A 16,878-nucleotide genomic window follows, 5' to 3' on the forward strand; every position below is an offset into this window, starting at 1 on the left:
CCGGTTCGGCAGCGCCCACGCCGTGGCCCGTCCCGGCCTGTCGCGCGTCGCGCCGCACGCCGCCGCGGGCTTCCCCCGTCACATCCGCGCGATCGATAAATCACTCTGCGTGTCCCACGACGGAACGCACGGCGACCGGACGGGGGATCCGGCATGACGGCTGAACGGGTGCGGCGCACCGGACCGGTGGCCGATGCCCGCCGTCCGAGCGCCCGGCTGGCCGCCGCCCTGACTGTCGTACCCCTGCTCCGGCTGGCGGTGGCGCGCTACGCCGTACCGCCGGGGTGTCCGGACCGGACGGCGTGCGACGGCTGCGGCGCGTCGATCGGGCTGGACCGGCCGCTGCCGGCGCTCGGCCCCGCGGCCCGGTGCCCGGCCTGCCGGGCCCGGGTCGGCGCGGCACCCGCGGTGGTGGAGGTGGCGTTGCTGCTCGCGGTGGCCGTCCCGGTGCTCACCGGCGGCGCGCCCGCCGCCCGGCTGGCGCTGGCGTGGTGGCTGGTCTGGGCGGTGCCGATGACGATCGTGGACGCGATGGCGCACCGCCTGCCCGACCGGCTCACCTGGCCGGCCGCCGCCGGCGTGTGGGCGCTGCTCGGGGTGGCCGCGCTGACCGGCCCTGGCGTCGACCCGCTGGTACGCGCCGTCCTGGCCGCCCTGGCGCTCGGCGGCGGCTTCGCCGCGACCACGCTGCTGTTCGGGCGGCGCGGCTTCGGTCTCGGCGACGCCAAGCTGGCGCTCGGCGCGGGCGCGCTGCTCGGCTGGTACGGCTGGCCGGTGCTGGTGGCCGGGCTGGTGCTCGCGCTGCTCCTCGCCGGGTCGGCCGGGGTGGCGCTGCTCGCCGCCCGGCGGGTCCGCTGGTCCGGGTACCTGCCGTTCGGCCCGTTCCTGGTGCTCGGCACCGCCGCCACGCTGGTGCTCGTCACGGTGTGATCGGCCACCCGCAGGTGCGGGCGGGTTCGCCACGGGTATCGGAGTCCCAGCCACCTCCCAGCCGGGTCTGGTTCGGTGGCGGTCCAGGCTTCGGACTCGGGAGGGCACGTGCCGCACGGCGACGACGGTTGGCGGATCCGGCGCACGAGCGCGGACCTGGACCGGCTGGGCGAGACCGAGTCCGTCTTCGCGCTCGCCAACGGCTGGGTGGGCTGGCGCGGGACGCTCGACGAGGGCGAGCCCTGCGGCATGCCCGGCAGCTACCTCAACGGGTTCCACGAGCAGCACGACCTGACCTACCCGGAGAGCGGGTACGGGTTCCCGGAACGCAGCGACACCGTGATCAGCGCGCCGAACGCCGCCCTGATCCGGCTCTGGGTGGACGACGAGCCGCTGGACCTGGGCACCGGCACGATCCGGCGGCACCACCAGGAGCTGGACCTGCGCGCCGGGGTGCTCCGCCGGGAGACCGAGTGGGTCTCGCCGGGTGGCCGGGGTGTGCGGATCCGCAGCACCCGCCTGGTCTCGCTGATCCGCCGTCCGGTCGCCGCCGTCGACTGGTCTGTTGAGCCGCTGGACGAGCCGGTCCGGCTGCGGGTCGGCGCCGACCTGCTCGCCAACCAGCGGGTGCCGGAACGCGCCGACGACCCCCGGGCCGCCTCGGTGATCCACGACCCGCTCACCGGCGAGATCCGCCGCGACGACGGCCTCGACGGTGTGCTCGTGCACCGGACCGGGCGCAGCGGCCAGCGGGTCGCCGTCGCCGTCGCGCACCGGGTCGAGGCGTCCGACGAGATCGCCACCGACACCGAGCTGACCGCCGACCGGTTCCGGCTGGCGCTGTCCGGTCCGGTACGCCAGGGCGAGCGGATCCGGGTCACCCGGTTCGCCGCGTACGAGTGCGCGGACGTCGACGGCACCCCGGCCGGTGAGCTGGCCGGCCTGGTCGTCGCGGAGGCGGACACGGCCCGGGACGACGGGTTCGACGTCCTGCTCGCCGAGCAGCGCGCCGCGCTCGACGCGGCGTGGGCCACCGCCGACGTCGAGCTGGACGGCGACCCGGAGCTGCAACTCGCGGTCCGGTTCTCGGTGTTCCACCTGCTTCAGTCCGGCCGCGCCGACGGCGACCGGACCATCCCGGCGAAGGGGCTGACCGGAAACGGCTACGACGGCCACGTGCTCTGGGACACCGAGGGCTACGTGCTGCCGGTGCTGACGTACCTGGCGCCGGAACTGGCCCGCTCGGCGCTGCGCTGGCGGCACGCCCACCTGCCCGAGGCCCGCGACCGGGCGGCGGAGCTGCGCCTGACCGGTGCCACCTACCCGTGGCGGACGCTCAGCGGCCGGGAGTGCTCCGGCTACTGGCCGGCCGGCAGCGCGGGCCTGCACGTCAACGCCGACATCGCCGACGCGGTGCTGCGGTACGTGGCGGCCACCGGCGACACCGCGTTCCTCGCCGAGTGCGGCGCCGAGGTGCTGATCGAGACCGCCCGGCTGTGGCACGGCTACGGCCACTTCGACGACGGCGGCGCGTTCCACCTCACCGGCGTCACCGGCCCGGACGAGTACTCCGCGCTGGTCGACGACAACGTCTTCACCAACCTGATGGCCCGGCGCAACCTGCGCGGCGCCGCCGACGCCGCCGAGGGCTGCCCGGACGTGGCCGCGCGGCTGGGCGTCGACGCCGCCGAGGTGGCCGGCTGGCGGGCCGCCGCCGACGCCATGTTCGTCCCGTACGACGGCAAGCGCGGCGTGCACGAGCAGTCGGCCGGATTCACCGCGCAGCCGGAGTGGGACTTCGCCGGCACCGGCGAGGACGACTACCCGCTGCTGCTGCACTTCCCCTACCAGGAGCTGTACCGCAAGCAGGTGGTCAAGCAGGCCGACCTGGTGCTGGCCATGCTGCGCTGCCCGGGGGAGTTCACCGCCGAGGAGAAGACGCGCAACGTCGCCTACTACGAGGCGCGGACCGTCCGGGACTCGTCGCTGTCGGCGTCCGCGCAGGCGATCCTCGCCGCCGAGGTCGGGCACCTCGACCTGGCGTACGACCTGTTCGCCGAGACGGCGTTCCAGGACCTCGCCGACCTGGGCGACAAGACCGCCGACGGGCTGCACCTGGCGTCCCTGGCCGGCGCCTGGCTGGTGGTGGCGCAGGGCTTCGGCGGGCTGCGCGACGACCGGGGCGTGCTCGCGTTCGAACCTCGGCTACCCCGGCCGATCACCCGGCTGGCGTTCCACCTGCGCCGGCACGGGCACCGGCTGCGGGTCACGCTCACGCCGCAGGAGGCCCGCTACGAGCTGCCGGACGCCGGGCCGGGCGACGCGGTGGAGCTGTGGCACCACGGCGAACAGTTCCGCGTCACCGGCGACGGGCCGGTCACCCGGCCGATGCCGCCGGTGCCCGATCCCGGCCCCGAGCCGCAGGCCCCGCCCGGCCGCCGTCCGGAACGGCGCGCTCAGGAGGCGGCCGGCGGCGACGACTGAGCCGGCAGGCCGGACATCCGGGCGACTACTTCCTCCAGCGCCTCGAACGCGTACGCCCAGTTGTGGCACTTGAAGCTGCGCAGCCCGGTGATCGGGGTGCGGCAGTCGGCACAGTGGACACCGGGGATCGCGTCCGGCACCTCGGTGTTCACGTACTTGCGGTCGCCGAGGATCACTCGCGCGATCATCGTGTGGTCGTGTACGCCGTGCAGCGCGGACGCGACGATGTCGTACCAGGTGACCCGCCGCCCGCACTTCGGGCAGTCCGGTTCGTCGCCGCTGACCCACAGCGGTGCGCCGATCGTGCGCGCGGGCATGTTCAGCAGCTTCTCCAGCCGCCGCACGTCCGCCTCCGGGGTGGTCCACCGGTGCTGCCCTGGTAGTGACGCGGGCGAGTCGTAGACGGCGCGGAACACCGCCGGCTCGACCTCCACTGTCTCCCGTTCACCTGTCATCGGGTACCTCCTCGCGCCGGCGTGTCCCACCGTCGTACCAGGTGGCGGCCGGGATCGGCCGGATCGTCGACACGACGGGTCAGCGGTGTGTCGCGCAGAGTGCTAGACATCGAGGCGTGACGGAGGCTGAGAACCGACCCAATGTCGCCCGGATGTACGACTACTACCTGGGCGGCTGCCACAACTTCGCCGCCGACCGCGCTGCCGCCGAGGAGGTCCTGAAGATCTTCCCGGACACCGGCGTCGCCGCGCAGAGCAACCGCGCGTTCCTGCGCCGGGTCGTGCGCTGGGCGGCCGAGCAGGGCGTCCGCCAGTTCCTCGACATCGGCGCCGGCCTGCCGACCCAGGGCAACGTGCACGAGGTGGTCCGCGCGATCCGCCCCGACGCCCGGGTGGTCTACGTCGACCACGACGAGGTCGCCGTCGCGTACGCCCGGCGGTTGCTGCCCACCGACGGCCGCACCGTCGTGCTCCAGGGTGACCTGCGGCGTCCCGCCGAGCTGCTGGCCGACCCGACGTTGCGGGCCACCATCGACCTGAGCGAGCCGGTCGCGGTGCTGCTGCTCGCGGTGCTGCACTTCGTGCCGGACGCCGACGCCCCGTACGCGGCGGTGGCGACGCTGCGCGACGCGACGGTCCCGGGCAGCGTGCTCGCGCTGTCCCACCTCACCCTGGACGGCCTGCCGACGTTGCCCACCGAGCAGGGCACCGCGATCTACCGCCGCAGCAGTTCCCCGCTGGTGCCCCGCACGCGCGACGAGGTGGCCCGGTTCCTCGACGGCTACGAGCTGGTCGATCCGGGCCTGGTCAAGGTGGCGGACTGGCGGCCCGACGGGGAGCCGCAGGCCGCGGTGTCGCACGGCTACGGCGGGGTGGGCGTGCGCCGCTGAGGCGGGAGTCAGTCCAGGCCGCCGTGCGCGGCCCAGAGCGCGGCGGCCCGGTCTGCCGCCGCCGCCACGAGCGCGGCCAGCTCCGGCCGGTCCGGCACCCGGAACGACACGTACGCGCCGCGTCCCCCAGCCGTGGGCCGGCCGTACGCCTTCGCGGCGAGCCGCCCGTCCGGCAGCAGCCTGATGTTGAGCGTGGTCAGCGTGAACTCCTCGCCGCGCCGGGTGTCGGTCCAGCGCAACTCCTCCGGCACTGTGACGTTGATGGCGAGGGCGCTGACGTCGGGGAAGGCGGCGCTGCTCATCGCCCGATCGTCGCACGATCGCCTGCTCAGCGGCGCAGCGTCGTTTCGCGGGTCATGTGGGACAGCTTCTCCGGGTTGCGCACCGCGTAGAGGCCGCTGATCAGGCCGTCGTCGAGGCGTACCGCGACGACGGTGTCCAGCTCGCCGTCGAGGCGTACCAGCAGCGCCGGGTAGCCGTTCACCTGCACCGGTTCCATCGACGCCACGGCCGCGACCCGGCGCCAGCCGCCCGCGAGCAGGCGGGCCACCTTGTCGCCGCCGGTGACCGGCCGGGCGATCGCCTGCTTGATCCCGCCACCGTCGCCCACCAGCACCGCGTCCGCGGCAAGGACGCGGAGCAGCCCGTCCAGGTCGCCGGTCTCGACCGCCCGCCGGAACGCGTCGAGCGCGTCGCGGGCCTCGGCCGCCGGGACGGTACGCCGGGGGCGGCGTGCCGCGACGTGGGCCCGCGCCCGGTGCGCGATCTGCCGCACCGCGACCGGGGTGCGCTCGACCGTCTCGGCGATCTCGTCGTAGCCGACGTCGAACACCTCCCGCAGTACGAACACGGCCCGCTCGGTCGGTGTGAGCGTCTCCAGCACCAGCAGCATCGCCATCGACACGCTCTCGGCAAGCGTCACGTCGTCTGCGACGTCGGGTGCGGTGAGCAGCGGTTCGGGCAGCCACGAGCCGACGTACGACTCCTTGCGCCGGCCCAGCGTACGCAGCCGGGACAGCGCCTGCCGGGTGGCGATCCGGACCAGGTAGGCGCGCCGGTCCCGGATCTCGTCGAGGTCGACGCCGGCCCACCGCAGCCAGGTCTCCTGCACCACGTCCTCCGCGTCGGCGGCCGAGCCGAGCATCTCGTACGCGACGGTGAAGAGCAGGTTCCGGTGCGCGAGGAAGTCCTCGGTGGCCGGGTCCGCCATGACTGACTCCTTCGCCGCTCGGTTGCGTTCCCCACCAGACGCCGCCCGCCGCCGCCGTGTGACATCGGGTCGCTGTGGCGGTCCTCACCCGGCGTCGCCGTCACGCCGGACGCGTCCCCGGCATCTCGTGGTCGTCAGACACTCACCCCAGCAGAGAGGGCGCCACCATGCAGACCCGATTCAACCTGTTCGAGAACCCGGTCTCGGCGACGTTCATGAAGCGCTTCGCCGGCGCGGGCCTGGTGATCCACCAGTCGTCGCTGCCCCGCACCGTCCAGGAGCTGGTGTCGTTGCGGGCCAGCCAGATCAACGGCTGCGGCTGGTGCATCGACATGCACACCAAGGAGGCGGTGGCGGGCGGCGAGAGCGCGGTCCGGCTGAACCTGGTCGCCGCCTGGCGTGAGTCGACGGTGTTCACCGAGGCCGAGTGCGCGGCGCTGGCGTTCGCCGAGGAGGGCACCCGGCTGGCCGACGCCCACCAGGGCGTGTCCGACGAGACGTGGGAGCAGGTGCGTAAGCACTACGACGACGACCAGATCGCTGCGCTGGTGTGTCTGCTCGGGCTGATCAACGCGGCGAACCGGTTCGCGGTGCTCGTGCACCAGCGCGGCGGCTCGTACGAGCCGGGCATGTTCGCGGCGGCGATGAGCTGAGCGCGGCCGTCAGCGCAGGTTCCAGAAGAACGACCGGACGTCGTCGGCGAACAGCTCCGGCACCTCCAGCGCGGCGAAGTGACCACCCCGGTCGAACTCGCTCCACTGCCGGATCGTGTACGTCAGTTCGGCGATCGGCCGGACGGACCGGGTGATGTCGTGCGCGAACACGGCGACCCCGAGCGGGGGCGGGCAGGGTGCGGGCGGGCCAGCGAACGCGCTCTCCCGCACCAGCCGCGCCGACGACGCGGCGGTGCCGGTGAACCAGTGGACCGAGACGTCGGTGAGGACGCGGTCCACGCTGACGGCCGATCCCGGGTCGGTCCACTCGGTGAACTTCTCCGCGATCCAGGCGAGCTGCCCGACGGGTGAGTCGTTGAGTGCGTACGACACGGTCTGCGGCCGGCTGGCGTAGAGCACCTGGTGGGGGTGGCGCTGCGTCTTGAGCCGCATGATCCGGGCGAGCCGGTCGCGGTCCTCGCCGGACAGCGCGGCCTCCCCGGTCCAGCCCGGTGGCGGGGGCGTGGGCAGGTAGTTCAGGTGTACGCCGACGACGTGCTCCGGGTCGATGCCGCCGAGCCGGGTGGAGATGACCGAGCCCCAGTCGCCACCCTGTGCGCCGTACCGCCGGTAGCCGAGCCGGCGCATCAGCTCGGCCCATGCGCGGGCGACGCGGTCGACGTCCCAGCCGCGTTCCCGGGTCGGGCCGGAGAACCCGAATCCCGGGATCGACGGTACGACCAGGTGGAACTGTTCGGACAGCGGGCCGAGCACGTCGAGGAACTCCACGACCGAGCCGGGCCAGCCGTGGGTGAGGATCAGCGGCAACGCGTCCGGGTCGGCGGAGCGTACGTGCAGGAAGTGGATGTTCTGCCCGTCGATTGTGGTGGTGAACTGCGGGTACCGGTTCAGCTCGGCCTCGGCCTCCCGCCAGTCGTACGCGGTGCGCCAGTGTTCGGCCAGCTCGCGTACCCGGGTCAGCGGGATGCCGTAGTCCCACCCGGCGTCCGGTAGCTCGTCGGGCCAGCGGGTGCGGTCCAGTCGGTCGGCCAGGTCGTCGAGGTCGGCCTGGGGGACGTGGACGCGGAACGGTTCGATCACGGTAGCTCCAATCGTTGGTGCCACTAACGTTGGTGCGACAAACGATAACGCAGATCGTTGGGGACGCCAACGTTTTACGGTTAGGCTGGGCGCGTGGAGAACCCGGAGCCGGACCTCGTACCGACCCGCCTGGCCGGCCTGCCGAGCTGGCTGATCACCCAGACCGCTGTACGTGCCGGCCGGCTGGTCGCTGACGGCCTCGCCGCTGTCGACGCGCGGGGTTACCACTTCCGACTGCTCGCCACGCTCGACGAGTTCGGGCCGGCCAGCCAGGCGGCGCTCGGACGGCGCAGCGGCATCCACGTCAGCGACGTGGTGGCCGCACTCAACGAACTCGCCGAGCGGGAGTTCGTCACCCGCAGCCCGGATCCCGCCGACCGGCGGCGCAACGTCGTCACCATCACCACGGCCGGGCGGCGGCAGTTGCGGCGGCTGGAGAAGCGACTCGCCGCCGTTCAGGACGAGCTGCTCGCGCCGCTGTCGCCGGACGAGCGTGCGGACCTGACCCGGCTGCTCGCGCGGGTGCTGGCCCACCACCCCCGCCCGTCCGCCTGACGGCTGCCCTCCGGCACCGTCCTCATTCACCGCCTATCATTATCGTTCTCGATAGTGATAACGTCTGCGGCGTGACGATGTCGATGGAGCGGTGGGCGGAGATCGCGCTGCACCCGGTGCGGATCCGCATCCTGCGCGCGGTCGCCGGTGCCCGGGTGACCACGCACGACCTGGTCGAGCTGCTGCCTGACGTCCCGCAGGCCACCCTCTACCGGCACCTGGCGACGCTCGTGAAGACCGGGATGCTCGACGTGGTGCAGGAACGCAAGGTCCGCGGCGCCGTCGAGCGGGTGTACGCGCTGCCCGCGCACGGCGCGGCGCTGGACCCGGCGGCCCTGGCGACGGCGACGCCGGAGGACCACGCGCGCTACTTCACCGCGTTCGTGTCGAGTCTGCTGTCGGAGTTCTCCCGCTACCTCGCCCGGGAGTCCGTCGACTTCGTCGCCGACGGCGTCGGATACCAGCAGCTCGTCCTGCACCTGACCGACGCCGAGCTGCACGAGTTCGCAGCCGGGCTCAACGCGCTGGTCGGCCCGTTGCTCGCCAGGGGCCCCGGCGACGGACGGATCCCCCGGCTGCTGGCGACCGTCCTGATGCCCGCCGAGCGTCCGGTGGCCCCCGGCGACACGCACACGTCAGCGCACGACTCCGACACGACGAAGGGCGACGACTGATGGCCTCGGTAACGCTTGACCGCGACGTGATCGACATCCGGTTCACCGGATGGGAACGGATGTGGGTCGGGCGGGAGCGGTTCACGCTGCGCCTGTCCGCCGTGCGGTACGCCGCCCCGGTGGACGAGCCGATCCGGCTGGCCCGTGGCGCCCGGCGCGGGTACACGGTGTCCGGCTTCGCCAAGGTCGGCGTCTGGGGCATCTTCGGCGGTCCCCGGCAGCTCGTGGCGGCCCGGCGCGGTCAGCCCGGTCTGCACCTGGTGCTGGACCGCGCGGCGGCCGGCGGGGAGTTCGACGAGGTCGTCGTCTCCGACCCGGCCGCATCGCACCTGGCCGAGACCATCGGGCGTGCGACGGGGAGCCGGCCATGACCGGTGACCGGCTGGCGATCGAGGCGTCGGGCCTGACCAAGCGCTACGGCGACGTCACCGCCGTAAGCGACCTGACGTTCACCGTGCGGCCCGGTGCGGTCACCGGCTTCCTCGGCCCGAACGGCGCCGGCAAGACCACCACGATGCGCATGCTGACCGGACTGGTGACGCCCACCAGCGGCGCCGCCACGATCGGCGGGCAGCCGTACGGCCGGCTGGCCCAGCCGTCACGGACCGTCGGCGCGGTGTTCGACGGCAACGCGTTCCACCCCGGCCACACCGCCCGTGACCACCTGGGTGTCTACGCCGCGATGGCCGGCTGCCCGGACAGCCGGGTCGCGGAACTGCTGGACCTGCTCGGCCTCGCCCAGGCCGCCGACCGTCGTACCCGAGGGTTCTCCACCGGCATGCGGCAGCGGCTCAGCCTCGCCACGGCGCTGCTCGGCGACCCCCGCGTCCTGCTGCTCGACGAGCCGTCGAACGGCCTGGACCCGGAAGGCATGTCGTGGCTGCGCGGACTGCTGCGCCGGCTCGCCGACGAGGGCCGCACCGTGCTGGTCTCCAGCCACGTCCTGCACGAGGTCCAGCAGGTGGTCGACGACGTGGTGGTGATCCGGCGCGGTGAACTCGTCGCCGCCGGGCCGTGGTCCCGGCTCACCGGCCCGCCGACGGTGCTCGTCACCTCGCCGGACGCGGAGGCCCTGGCCACCGCGCTGACGGCCGCCGCCGGGTCCGTCGAACCGGCCGGGCCCGGCCGGCTGCGGGTACGCGGACTGGACGCGCCGCGCGTCGCCGACCTGGCCGCGGACCACCGGCTGCGGATCCACGAGCTGGTCACCGAGACCACAAGCCTCGAACAGCTCTTCCTCGACCTGACCACCGACCCGGCGGAGGCCCGATGAACCTGCTCAGAGCGGAACTACGCCGGGTGCTGGCGACCCGGATGTGGGGCGGGCTGCTGCTCACCGCCGTCGCGCTCGGCGGCGGCCTGGTCGGGCTGATGGCGCTCGTCGGACCGGAGAACTTCGACCCGCCGATGCCCGGACTGCACACCGAGGAGGGCCTGCGGTCGATCCTCGGCATCCTCGGCTTCACCGCCTTCGTGCCGGCCGCCGCCGGCGCCCTCGCGGCCACGTCCGAATACCGGCACGGCACCGCCGCCGTCACGTTCATGTTCGCGCCGCGCCGAGGGCGGGTGCTCGCCGCCAAACTCGCCACCCACGCGATCGTCGGCCTCGGCTACGGGATCGCCCTGGCCGGCTCCGCCGCGGTGGCCCTGTTCGCGGTCGCCGCCGCGCGTGGTGTGTCGCTGGGCCTGCCCGCTCCCACGGTGCTGGCGCTGCTCGCCCGCATCGGTGTCGCGATGGCTGTGTACCTGCTCGTCGGCACCGGCGTGGGTGCGCTGCTCCGCAACCAGGTCGTTGCCGTGTGCGTCGTGGTCGGCTACCTGTACCTGGCCGAGCCCGTACTGATGATGATCCCCGGCGTCAACGCGCTCTACCCGCTCCTGCCCGGCGGCGCCACCGCCGCGCTCACCGACTTCACCTACGTCGCCGACGCGATGTCCGCGCAGCTCGGCAGCGACGCCGTCGCGCTCCTGCCACCGGCGGCCGGCGCGTTGCTGTTGACCGGGTACGCGCTCGCCGCCGCCGCGCTCGCCGTTGCCGTCCCGATGCGCCGCGACATCACCTGAGCGTCGCCGCTTCGTCGCCGTCCGGCGTATCAGGGCTGGCGCCGGCCGAAGACGATTCGTACTCTGGTCATCCGACGTCCGGGGTCGACGGTGGGGGAGGGTCGACGCTGCATGGACCCGGTCCTCGCCGATCTGCCGACCGACCGCGTCGTCGCCCTGCCCGGCGCGGACGCCGACGCGGTCGCCATGACGATCGCCCGCGGCCACGCGGAGCTGGCCGCCGTCGTGCACCGCCCGGTCTCGGCGTCCACCATGCCCGCGGACTTCGTGCACGCCGTGCTGGACCGGCTCGAACGGGTCGCCGTCGAGCTGCTGCCGGCCTGGCTGCCCGAGGCCGCGCACGACGTCCGCCCGGACACCTCCGGACTCGCCGCCGTGCGGGCCGCGGCCGCCGCGCGCTCGCGCCGTGACCGCTACCCCGGTTCGTTCCTGTCCGACCTGGCCGTCTTCGCGGTGACCGGGCGACGGTCCGGCGCCACGACGCTCCCGCTGCGCGCCCGGGCCGCCTCACTGGCGCGTCTCGTCGCCGACGCATTCGGCAGACGGAAGGTGGTGCTGCTCGCCGAGCCGGTCCACGGCGACGGCGCGGTGACGGCGGCCGGGGCCGCGTGGCTCGTGCAGCACGGTGGCCCGGCGGTCTGGCTGGCCGGAGCCGGTGCGGCCGGGCTGGACGGGCTTCCGGCTTTCCGCGTCGCACCGCCGGCCGCGCCCGTCGGCCAGGCACCGGTGGCAGGCCGGCCGCATCCGGGCAGCGACGCCGAGAAGCGCCTGGAGGCGGCGCTGGCCGCGCAGAGCTGGGCGGCCGGGCGGAGATGGAACCAGAACTACCAGTCGCACCGTCTTTCCGCGCCGGTACGCCTGGATCTAGTGTGGCCGGACGAGCGGTGCGTGGTGGAGATCGACGGCCCGGAGCACTGCCGCCCGGTCCGTTTCGAGGCCGACCGGCAACGTGACGTCCAGCTGCAACTGGACGGCTACGCCGTCCTGCGCTTCACCAACGCCCGAGTAATCCACGACGTCGGCACCGTGGTCACGCAGATCGGCACCTATCTGCGGGCACGTCGCCGAGACCTGGCGGAAGGACGGCATCATGGCCGGCGATGACCTGACCGCATCCGAGAGCGCGATCCTCGTCGTGCTCATGGCCGAGGCGCGGGAGGTGCTGAACACCGAACTCCGTGACCGTTACGGACTGGACGTACGCAAGCCGCAGCGCGACAAGCTCACCCGCCTGCACTACGTCGCCAGCCGCAAGAGCGGCTCGACGTACGCTCTGCAACTGGACGACAAGGGCTGGGTGCGGATGCAGAGCGACCTCGACTTCACGCTGCGGGGAGCGAGCGCGCTCGGCGCCGCGCTCACCGCGGTGCAGGCGCACCTGCGCGATCGTGTCCTGGCACGCAGCGGCTGTGCGACGCTCGCCGAACTCTTCGCGCTCACCGACGTGCGCGCGCCCGCCGCCGCGCCGGCCGGGTCGCTGGAGGCGCGTGTCGTCGCCGCGTACCGGGCGCTCGCCGACGAGCCCGGCGCCTGGGTGAGCCTGCGGCGCCTGCGACCGTTCTTCGCCGACGTGCCCCGCGACGACCTGGACGAGGCGCTGCGGCAGCTCAGCCGGTCCGAGGGCGTCACCATCGCGCCGGAGTCGAACCAGAAGACGCTCACCGAGGCGGACACCGCTGCCGCGCTCCGCCTCGGCGGGCAGGAGAACCACCTGCTGGCGATCGGCGTGTGATGAACGAGGCGGAACGGAACGCGTTGGCCGCCCTGCGGTTCGACTGGGCGCCGGTGCCCGACGACGTGTGGCGGCCGTTGCCCTTCCACGTCGACGGCTTGCACGTACCAGTCGTCCGGGACGTCCTCGCCGGGGTGGACGAGGCCGCGGCGAACCCGCACGGCAGCCCGCTCGGCCTGGTCGTCCAGGGTCAGCGCGGCTCCGGCAAGACCCACCTGCTGGGTGTGATCCGCCAGCAGGTGCAGGAGCGCGGCGGCTACTTCTTCCTGGTCGGTCTGCTCGACGCCGGCGGCTTCTGGGACGGCGTGCTCGCCGCGATGCTCGACGGCCTGTCCCGGCCGGTGCCCGGCAGCCGCGAGACGCAGCTCAAACTGCTGCTGCGGCGACTGTCCGCCCTGGTCGGGGCACCCCGGACGGCGCGCCGGGCCGTCATGGGCGACACCGAACTGACAAAGGCGGCGCTCGACGCCTTCCTGGACGGGCTCGGAGACTTCGACAGGCACGCGGCCCGCACCTGCCAGGAGACGGCGCGTGCGCTGGCGCTCAGCGCGTCCGAGGACATCTCCCACCGCGACATCGCGGAGAACTACTTCCTCTCCGGCGAGGAGGTGGCCGCCGGGGAACGCGCGGCCTGGGGCATGCGCCGCATTCCGCGCCCGGCCCAGCAGATCGTTCAGGACCTGTCCTGGCTGCTTGCCCTCACCGGCCCGTCGGTGGTGGCGATCGACCAGATCGATACGCTCATCGCCCAGCTGGCGATCCAGAGCGATCCCGCCCTGGCCGGTGCGGCTGCGATGAGCCCGGAGCAGGCGCTGATGCTGGCCCGGATGGCGGACGGCCTGATGGCGTTACGGCAGACGACCCGGCGCACGCTCACCGTCCTGGCCTGCATTCCGAACTCGTGGACCGTCATCAAGTCCACCGCCGCCGACACCGTCGCGGACCGGTTCCGGGAGACGCCGCCGCTGCGCCGCATCGACGACGCCGACGTGGCCCGGGCGATCATCGAGAAGCGGTTCACCCTCCGCTACCAGGAGGCGGGGTTCGTCCCGCCGTACCCGTCGTGGCCGGTGTCCCCGCGCGCCTTTGCCGAGGCCGGTGCGTTCACCCCGCGACAGCTGCTCATCGAGATCGACAAGCACATCCGGGAATGCCTCGCCGACGACCAGGTGCGGGAGATGACGAGCCTCGGCGAGCCGCCCATCGCGGAACCCCGGGCTCCCCGGCCCGCCCCGGTGGCCGCCACCGGCGAGGAGATGGACCGCTACGACGCCCGGTTCGCCGAGCTGCGGGAGGCCGCCGACGTCACCGGCCCGCTGCGCCGCGCATCCGAGGACGCGGCCATGCCGCCACTGCTCGCCGCCGGGCTCACCGCCTGGATCCTGGAGCGGGGCGACGCGGGCGAGGCGTTCAGCGTCGACCCGCCGCCGAGCACCGACCCGCCGCTGCACGCCCGGCTGCGGCTCACGCTCGACGAGCGCACCGAGGACCAGGTGCACTGGTGTTTCCGGGCGATCGGGGACGACCACCACGGCAACGCCGCGCTCGCCCGTCTCCGCAAGGCGTCAGTGGCCGCCGCCCTCGACACCGGATCGGGGCGACGGAAGCTGTTCCTGCTGCGCAACCGCGCCTGGTCGACCAGCGCGGCCACCAGCAAGGCGGTGGGGGCGTTCACCGCGGCGGGTGGCCAGACGCTCGGCGTCGACGAGGAGGACCTGCGAGTCCTCTCCGCGCTGCGGGTCATGCTCGCCGAGGCCACCATGGACCTGCAGGGCTGGCTGGCCGAGCGCCGGCCGACCCGGGAGCTGAAGTTCCTCCAGCACGCCCTGGCCGACGTGGACCGCTGGACCACCGACGCCGGACCGCCGCCGGAGCCCGCCGAGCCGTCGCCGGCCGCCGCCGCTGCCACCGGCCCGGCCGATCCCTCGTTCGTCGTCGGGCACGGGTACGACGACGGGACGCCCGTGCCGCTGGCGCTGGAGGCGTTGCGCAAGCACACCACGATCTTCGCCGGGTCCGGCTCCGGCAAGACCGTCCTCATCCGCCGCATCGTCGAGGAGTGCGCGCTGGCGGGCGTCTCGGCCATCGTGCTCGACCCGAACAACGACCTCGCCCGCCTCGGCGAGGGATGGCCCGAGCCGCCCGCGCAGTGGCGGCCGGATGACGCGGACCGGGCCCGGGACTACCTCGCGCACACCGACGTCGTCGTCTGGACGCCGCGCCGCAACTCGGGCCGCCCGCTGAGCTTCCAGCCGCTGCCCGACTTCACCGGCGTACGCGACGACCCGGACGAGTTCGCCGAGGCGGTCGAGGCTGCAGTCGCGTCGCTCGCGCCGCGCGCCCTGGTGACCGGCCGGGCCACCCGGGCGCACCTCGGGCTGGCCGTGCTGCGCAAGGCCGTCGAGCACTACGGCCGGCGCGGCGGCTCCCGGTTGCAGGGCCTCGTCGACACGCTCGCCGACCTGCCGGACGGGATCATCGACCTGGACGACGCCGACAAGATCGGCCTCAGCCTGGCGCAGACCCTCACCGCCGCCATGGTGAACGACCCGCTGTTCGGCGGCGAGGGCACGCCGATGGATCCCGGCGTGCTCCTCACACCGGCACCCGGCAAGCGGGCCCGTGTCTCCGTGGTCAGCCTGGTGGGCCTGCCGTCCGACGACGTACGGCAGAGTTTCGTCAACCAGCTCCAGATGGCCCTGTTCGCCTGGATCAAGAAGAACCCGGCCGGGGACCGGCCGCTGCTCGGGCTGCTCATCATGGACGAGGCGCAGACGTTCGCCCCGTCCGGCGCGATGACCGCGTGCACCCAGAGCACACTGGCGCTGGCCGCCCAGGCCCGCAAGTACGGCCTCGGTCTGATCTTCGCCACCCAGGCGCCGAAGGGGCTGCACAACCGCATCCCCGGCAATGCGGCGACCCAGCTCTACGGCCTGATGAACAGCCCGATCCAGATCGAGGCGGCCCGGGAGATGGCCCGCGCGAAGGGCGGCGACGTGCCGGACATCTCCCGCCTCACGGTCGGTGAGTTCTACCTCGCCGCCGAGGGCGCCGCGCCCCGCAAGATCCGCACCCCGCTGTCGCTCACCCACCATCCGCGCAGCCCGCTCACCGTCGAGGAGGTGCTGGACCGGGCGCGCGGCGGTCAGGGGCGCAGCACGTAGCGTCCGCGTACTCCGCCCTTGGCCGCCTCCCGGTGGGCGTCCGCCACCCGGTCCAGCGGCACCACCGCGTGCACCCGCGCGGGCAGCTCACCGGCGGCGGTGCGGGCGAGCAGGTCGGCCAGGCGTACCCCGTCGGCGTGCACCTCGACCGCGCGTACCGTGACGCCGCGCTCGGCCGCCGGGTGGGCGTTCGGCCGTACCCCGACGAACACGCCGCCGTCACCGACCAGCGCGAGCCCGCGGTCCTGGAGCACCGCGGCGTCGGCGACCGCGTCCCAGCCCGGCTCGGCGGCGGTGGTGAAGTCGGCGCCGAGCCCGCGCACGAACTCCTCGTCCTCGGCCCGCGCCAGGCCGGTCACCCGCCACCCCCGGTCCCGGGCGAGCGGCACGACGTAGCCGCCCACCGCGCCGGCCGCGCCGGTGACCAGCAGCCGGCCGCCGGCGGGCGGGTCGCCGAGCAGGTCGACGATCTGCGCCGCGGTCAGGCCGTTGAGCGGCACCGTCGCCGCCGCCACCAGATCCAGATCATCGGGTACGACCGCCAGGTCGGCCACAGGTACGACGAGCTGCTCGGCGTACGTGCCGAAGTCGCGGTCGAACCCGCCGACGAGCCCGGCGACCCGGGTGCCCACGGCGAGGTCGACGCCCGGCCCGGCGGCGGCGACGACACCGGCGAAGTCCCAGCCCAGGCCGGTGTGGTGCGGCTGCTTGATGAGCCCCAGCGAGTGGAAGAAGCCGCCGACGACGCCGAGGTCGGCCGGGTTGACCGGAGCCGCCGCGACGTCCACCCGGACCTCGCCGGGCCCCGGCTCGCGCTCCGGGACGTCGATGATCTCGATGGCGTCGGGTCCGCCCGGGGTGCGGACGACGGCAGTGCGGAAGGTACGCGTACCCATGATGGTGTCTCCTTGTTCGTGAGGGATGCCCTGCTCCACGATGGAGGGGTAACTCTCCATCGGGAAGTAC

17 protein-coding genes are annotated in these 16,878 nt (G+C 73.8%); 12 read left to right on the plus strand and 5 right to left on the minus strand.

Features of this window, described 5'->3' with window-relative positions; all coding sequences use genetic code 11:
* Window positions 1–153 precede the first annotated feature (153 nt).
* Together O7546_RS30110 and O7546_RS30115 are read left to right on the plus strand one after the other, a co-directional pair.
* Complete coding sequence (locus O7546_RS30110; RefSeq protein ID WP_281600307.1) at window positions 154–930, plus strand: A24 family peptidase; 777 nt, start codon at window positions 154–156, stop codon at window positions 928–930.
* Window positions 931–1,038: 108 nt separating this feature from the next.
* Window positions 1,039–3,414, plus strand: coding sequence for a glycoside hydrolase family 65 protein (locus O7546_RS30115; protein WP_194802158.1), 2,376 nt, complete (start codon window positions 1,039–1,041; stop codon window positions 3,412–3,414).
* Here O7546_RS30115 and O7546_RS30120 read toward each other — a convergent pair.
* A complete protein-coding gene (locus O7546_RS30120) occupies window positions 3,387–3,869 on the minus strand; it encodes a hypothetical protein (protein ID WP_281600308.1) in 483 nt (160 codons plus the stop codon). The genes O7546_RS30115 and O7546_RS30120 overlap by 28 nt on opposite strands.
* A gap of 116 nt (window positions 3,870–3,985) precedes the next feature.
* On the opposite strand from O7546_RS30120, the gene O7546_RS30125 reads away from it, so the two are divergent.
* Window positions 3,986–4,759 (plus strand): SAM-dependent methyltransferase, encoded by a 774-nt coding sequence (locus tag O7546_RS30125; RefSeq protein WP_269697969.1) that lies wholly within the window; start codon window positions 3,986–3,988, stop codon window positions 4,757–4,759.
* An 8-nt stretch (window positions 4,760–4,767) separates the two neighbouring features.
* Here the strand turns inward: O7546_RS30125 and O7546_RS30130 are convergent, their stop codons facing one another.
* Together O7546_RS30130 and O7546_RS30135 are read right to left on the minus strand one after the other, a co-directional pair.
* Window positions 4,768–5,061 carry a hypothetical protein gene (locus O7546_RS30130; RefSeq protein ID WP_194802155.1) on the minus strand — a complete coding sequence of 98 codons (294 nt, stop codon included), beginning with the start codon at window positions 5,059–5,061 and terminating at the stop codon, window positions 4,768–4,770.
* A 26-nt stretch (window positions 5,062–5,087) separates the two neighbouring features.
* Window positions 5,088–5,969, minus strand: coding sequence for an RNA polymerase sigma-70 factor (locus O7546_RS30135; protein ID WP_194802154.1), 882 nt, complete (start codon window positions 5,967–5,969; stop codon window positions 5,088–5,090).
* Window positions 5,970–6,136: 167 nt separating this feature from the next.
* Between O7546_RS30135 and O7546_RS30140 the strand changes: the two genes are divergently transcribed.
* On the plus strand, window positions 6,137–6,622 hold the full coding sequence (locus tag O7546_RS30140) for a carboxymuconolactone decarboxylase family protein (protein WP_194802153.1): 486 nt from the start codon (window positions 6,137–6,139) through the stop codon (window positions 6,620–6,622).
* 9 nt (window positions 6,623–6,631) lie between these two features.
* Here O7546_RS30140 and O7546_RS30145 read toward each other — a convergent pair whose 3' ends face one another.
* Window positions 6,632–7,723 (minus strand): epoxide hydrolase family protein, encoded by a 1,092-nt coding sequence (locus tag O7546_RS30145; RefSeq protein ID WP_269697972.1) that lies wholly within the window; start codon window positions 7,721–7,723, stop codon window positions 6,632–6,634.
* A gap of 93 nt (window positions 7,724–7,816) precedes the next feature.
* Here O7546_RS30145 and O7546_RS30150 point away from each other — a divergent pair, with 93 nt between their 5' ends.
* From O7546_RS30150 to O7546_RS30185, 8 genes are all read left to right on the plus strand, one after another.
* Window positions 7,817–8,278, plus strand: coding sequence for a MarR family transcriptional regulator (locus O7546_RS30150; RefSeq protein ID WP_194802151.1), 462 nt, complete (start codon window positions 7,817–7,819; stop codon window positions 8,276–8,278).
* A gap of 77 nt (window positions 8,279–8,355) precedes the next feature.
* Window positions 8,356–8,952, plus strand: a complete 597-nt coding sequence (locus tag O7546_RS30155) for a helix-turn-helix domain-containing protein (protein ID WP_269698187.1) — start codon at window positions 8,356–8,358, stop codon at window positions 8,950–8,952.
* Window positions 8,952–9,323: a hypothetical protein gene (locus O7546_RS30160; protein WP_194802150.1), complete on the plus strand. Its 372-nt coding sequence runs from the start codon at window positions 8,952–8,954 to the stop codon at window positions 9,321–9,323. The genes O7546_RS30155 and O7546_RS30160 overlap by 1 nt, the downstream gene beginning before the upstream one ends.
* Window positions 9,320–10,225: an ATP-binding cassette domain-containing protein gene (locus tag O7546_RS30165; RefSeq protein WP_269697974.1), complete on the plus strand. Its 906-nt coding sequence runs from the start codon at window positions 9,320–9,322 to the stop codon at window positions 10,223–10,225. Before O7546_RS30160 ends, O7546_RS30165 begins: the two co-directional genes overlap by 4 nt.
* Window positions 10,222–11,016: an ABC transporter permease gene (locus tag O7546_RS30170; protein WP_281600309.1), complete on the plus strand. Its 795-nt coding sequence runs from the start codon at window positions 10,222–10,224 to the stop codon at window positions 11,014–11,016. The genes O7546_RS30165 and O7546_RS30170 overlap by 4 nt, the downstream gene beginning before the upstream one ends.
* 111 nt (window positions 11,017–11,127) lie before the next feature.
* On the plus strand, window positions 11,128–12,120 hold the full coding sequence (locus O7546_RS30175; RefSeq protein WP_281600310.1) for a DUF559 domain-containing protein: 993 nt from the start codon (window positions 11,128–11,130) through the stop codon (window positions 12,118–12,120).
* Complete coding sequence (locus tag O7546_RS30180; RefSeq protein WP_194802146.1) at window positions 12,107–12,748, plus strand: hypothetical protein; 642 nt, start codon at window positions 12,107–12,109, stop codon at window positions 12,746–12,748. Before O7546_RS30175 ends, O7546_RS30180 begins: the two co-directional genes overlap by 14 nt.
* On the plus strand, window positions 12,748–15,912 hold the full coding sequence (locus O7546_RS30185) for a DUF87 domain-containing protein (protein WP_194802145.1): 3,165 nt from the start codon (window positions 12,748–12,750) through the stop codon (window positions 15,910–15,912). Before O7546_RS30180 ends, O7546_RS30185 begins: the two co-directional genes overlap by 1 nt.
* On the opposite strand, the gene O7546_RS30190 is transcribed toward O7546_RS30185, so the two are convergent.
* Window positions 15,894–16,808, minus strand: a complete 915-nt coding sequence (locus O7546_RS30190) for an NADP-dependent oxidoreductase (protein WP_194802144.1) — start codon at window positions 16,806–16,808, stop codon at window positions 15,894–15,896. The two genes, O7546_RS30185 and O7546_RS30190, sit on opposite strands and share 19 nt — an antisense overlap.
* Between the last annotated feature and the right edge of the window lie 70 nt (window positions 16,809–16,878).

Source organism: Micromonospora sp. WMMA1976 (assembly GCF_027497335.1).
GTDB classification, from domain to species: domain Bacteria; phylum Actinomycetota; class Actinomycetes; order Mycobacteriales; family Micromonosporaceae; genus Micromonospora; species Micromonospora aurantiaca.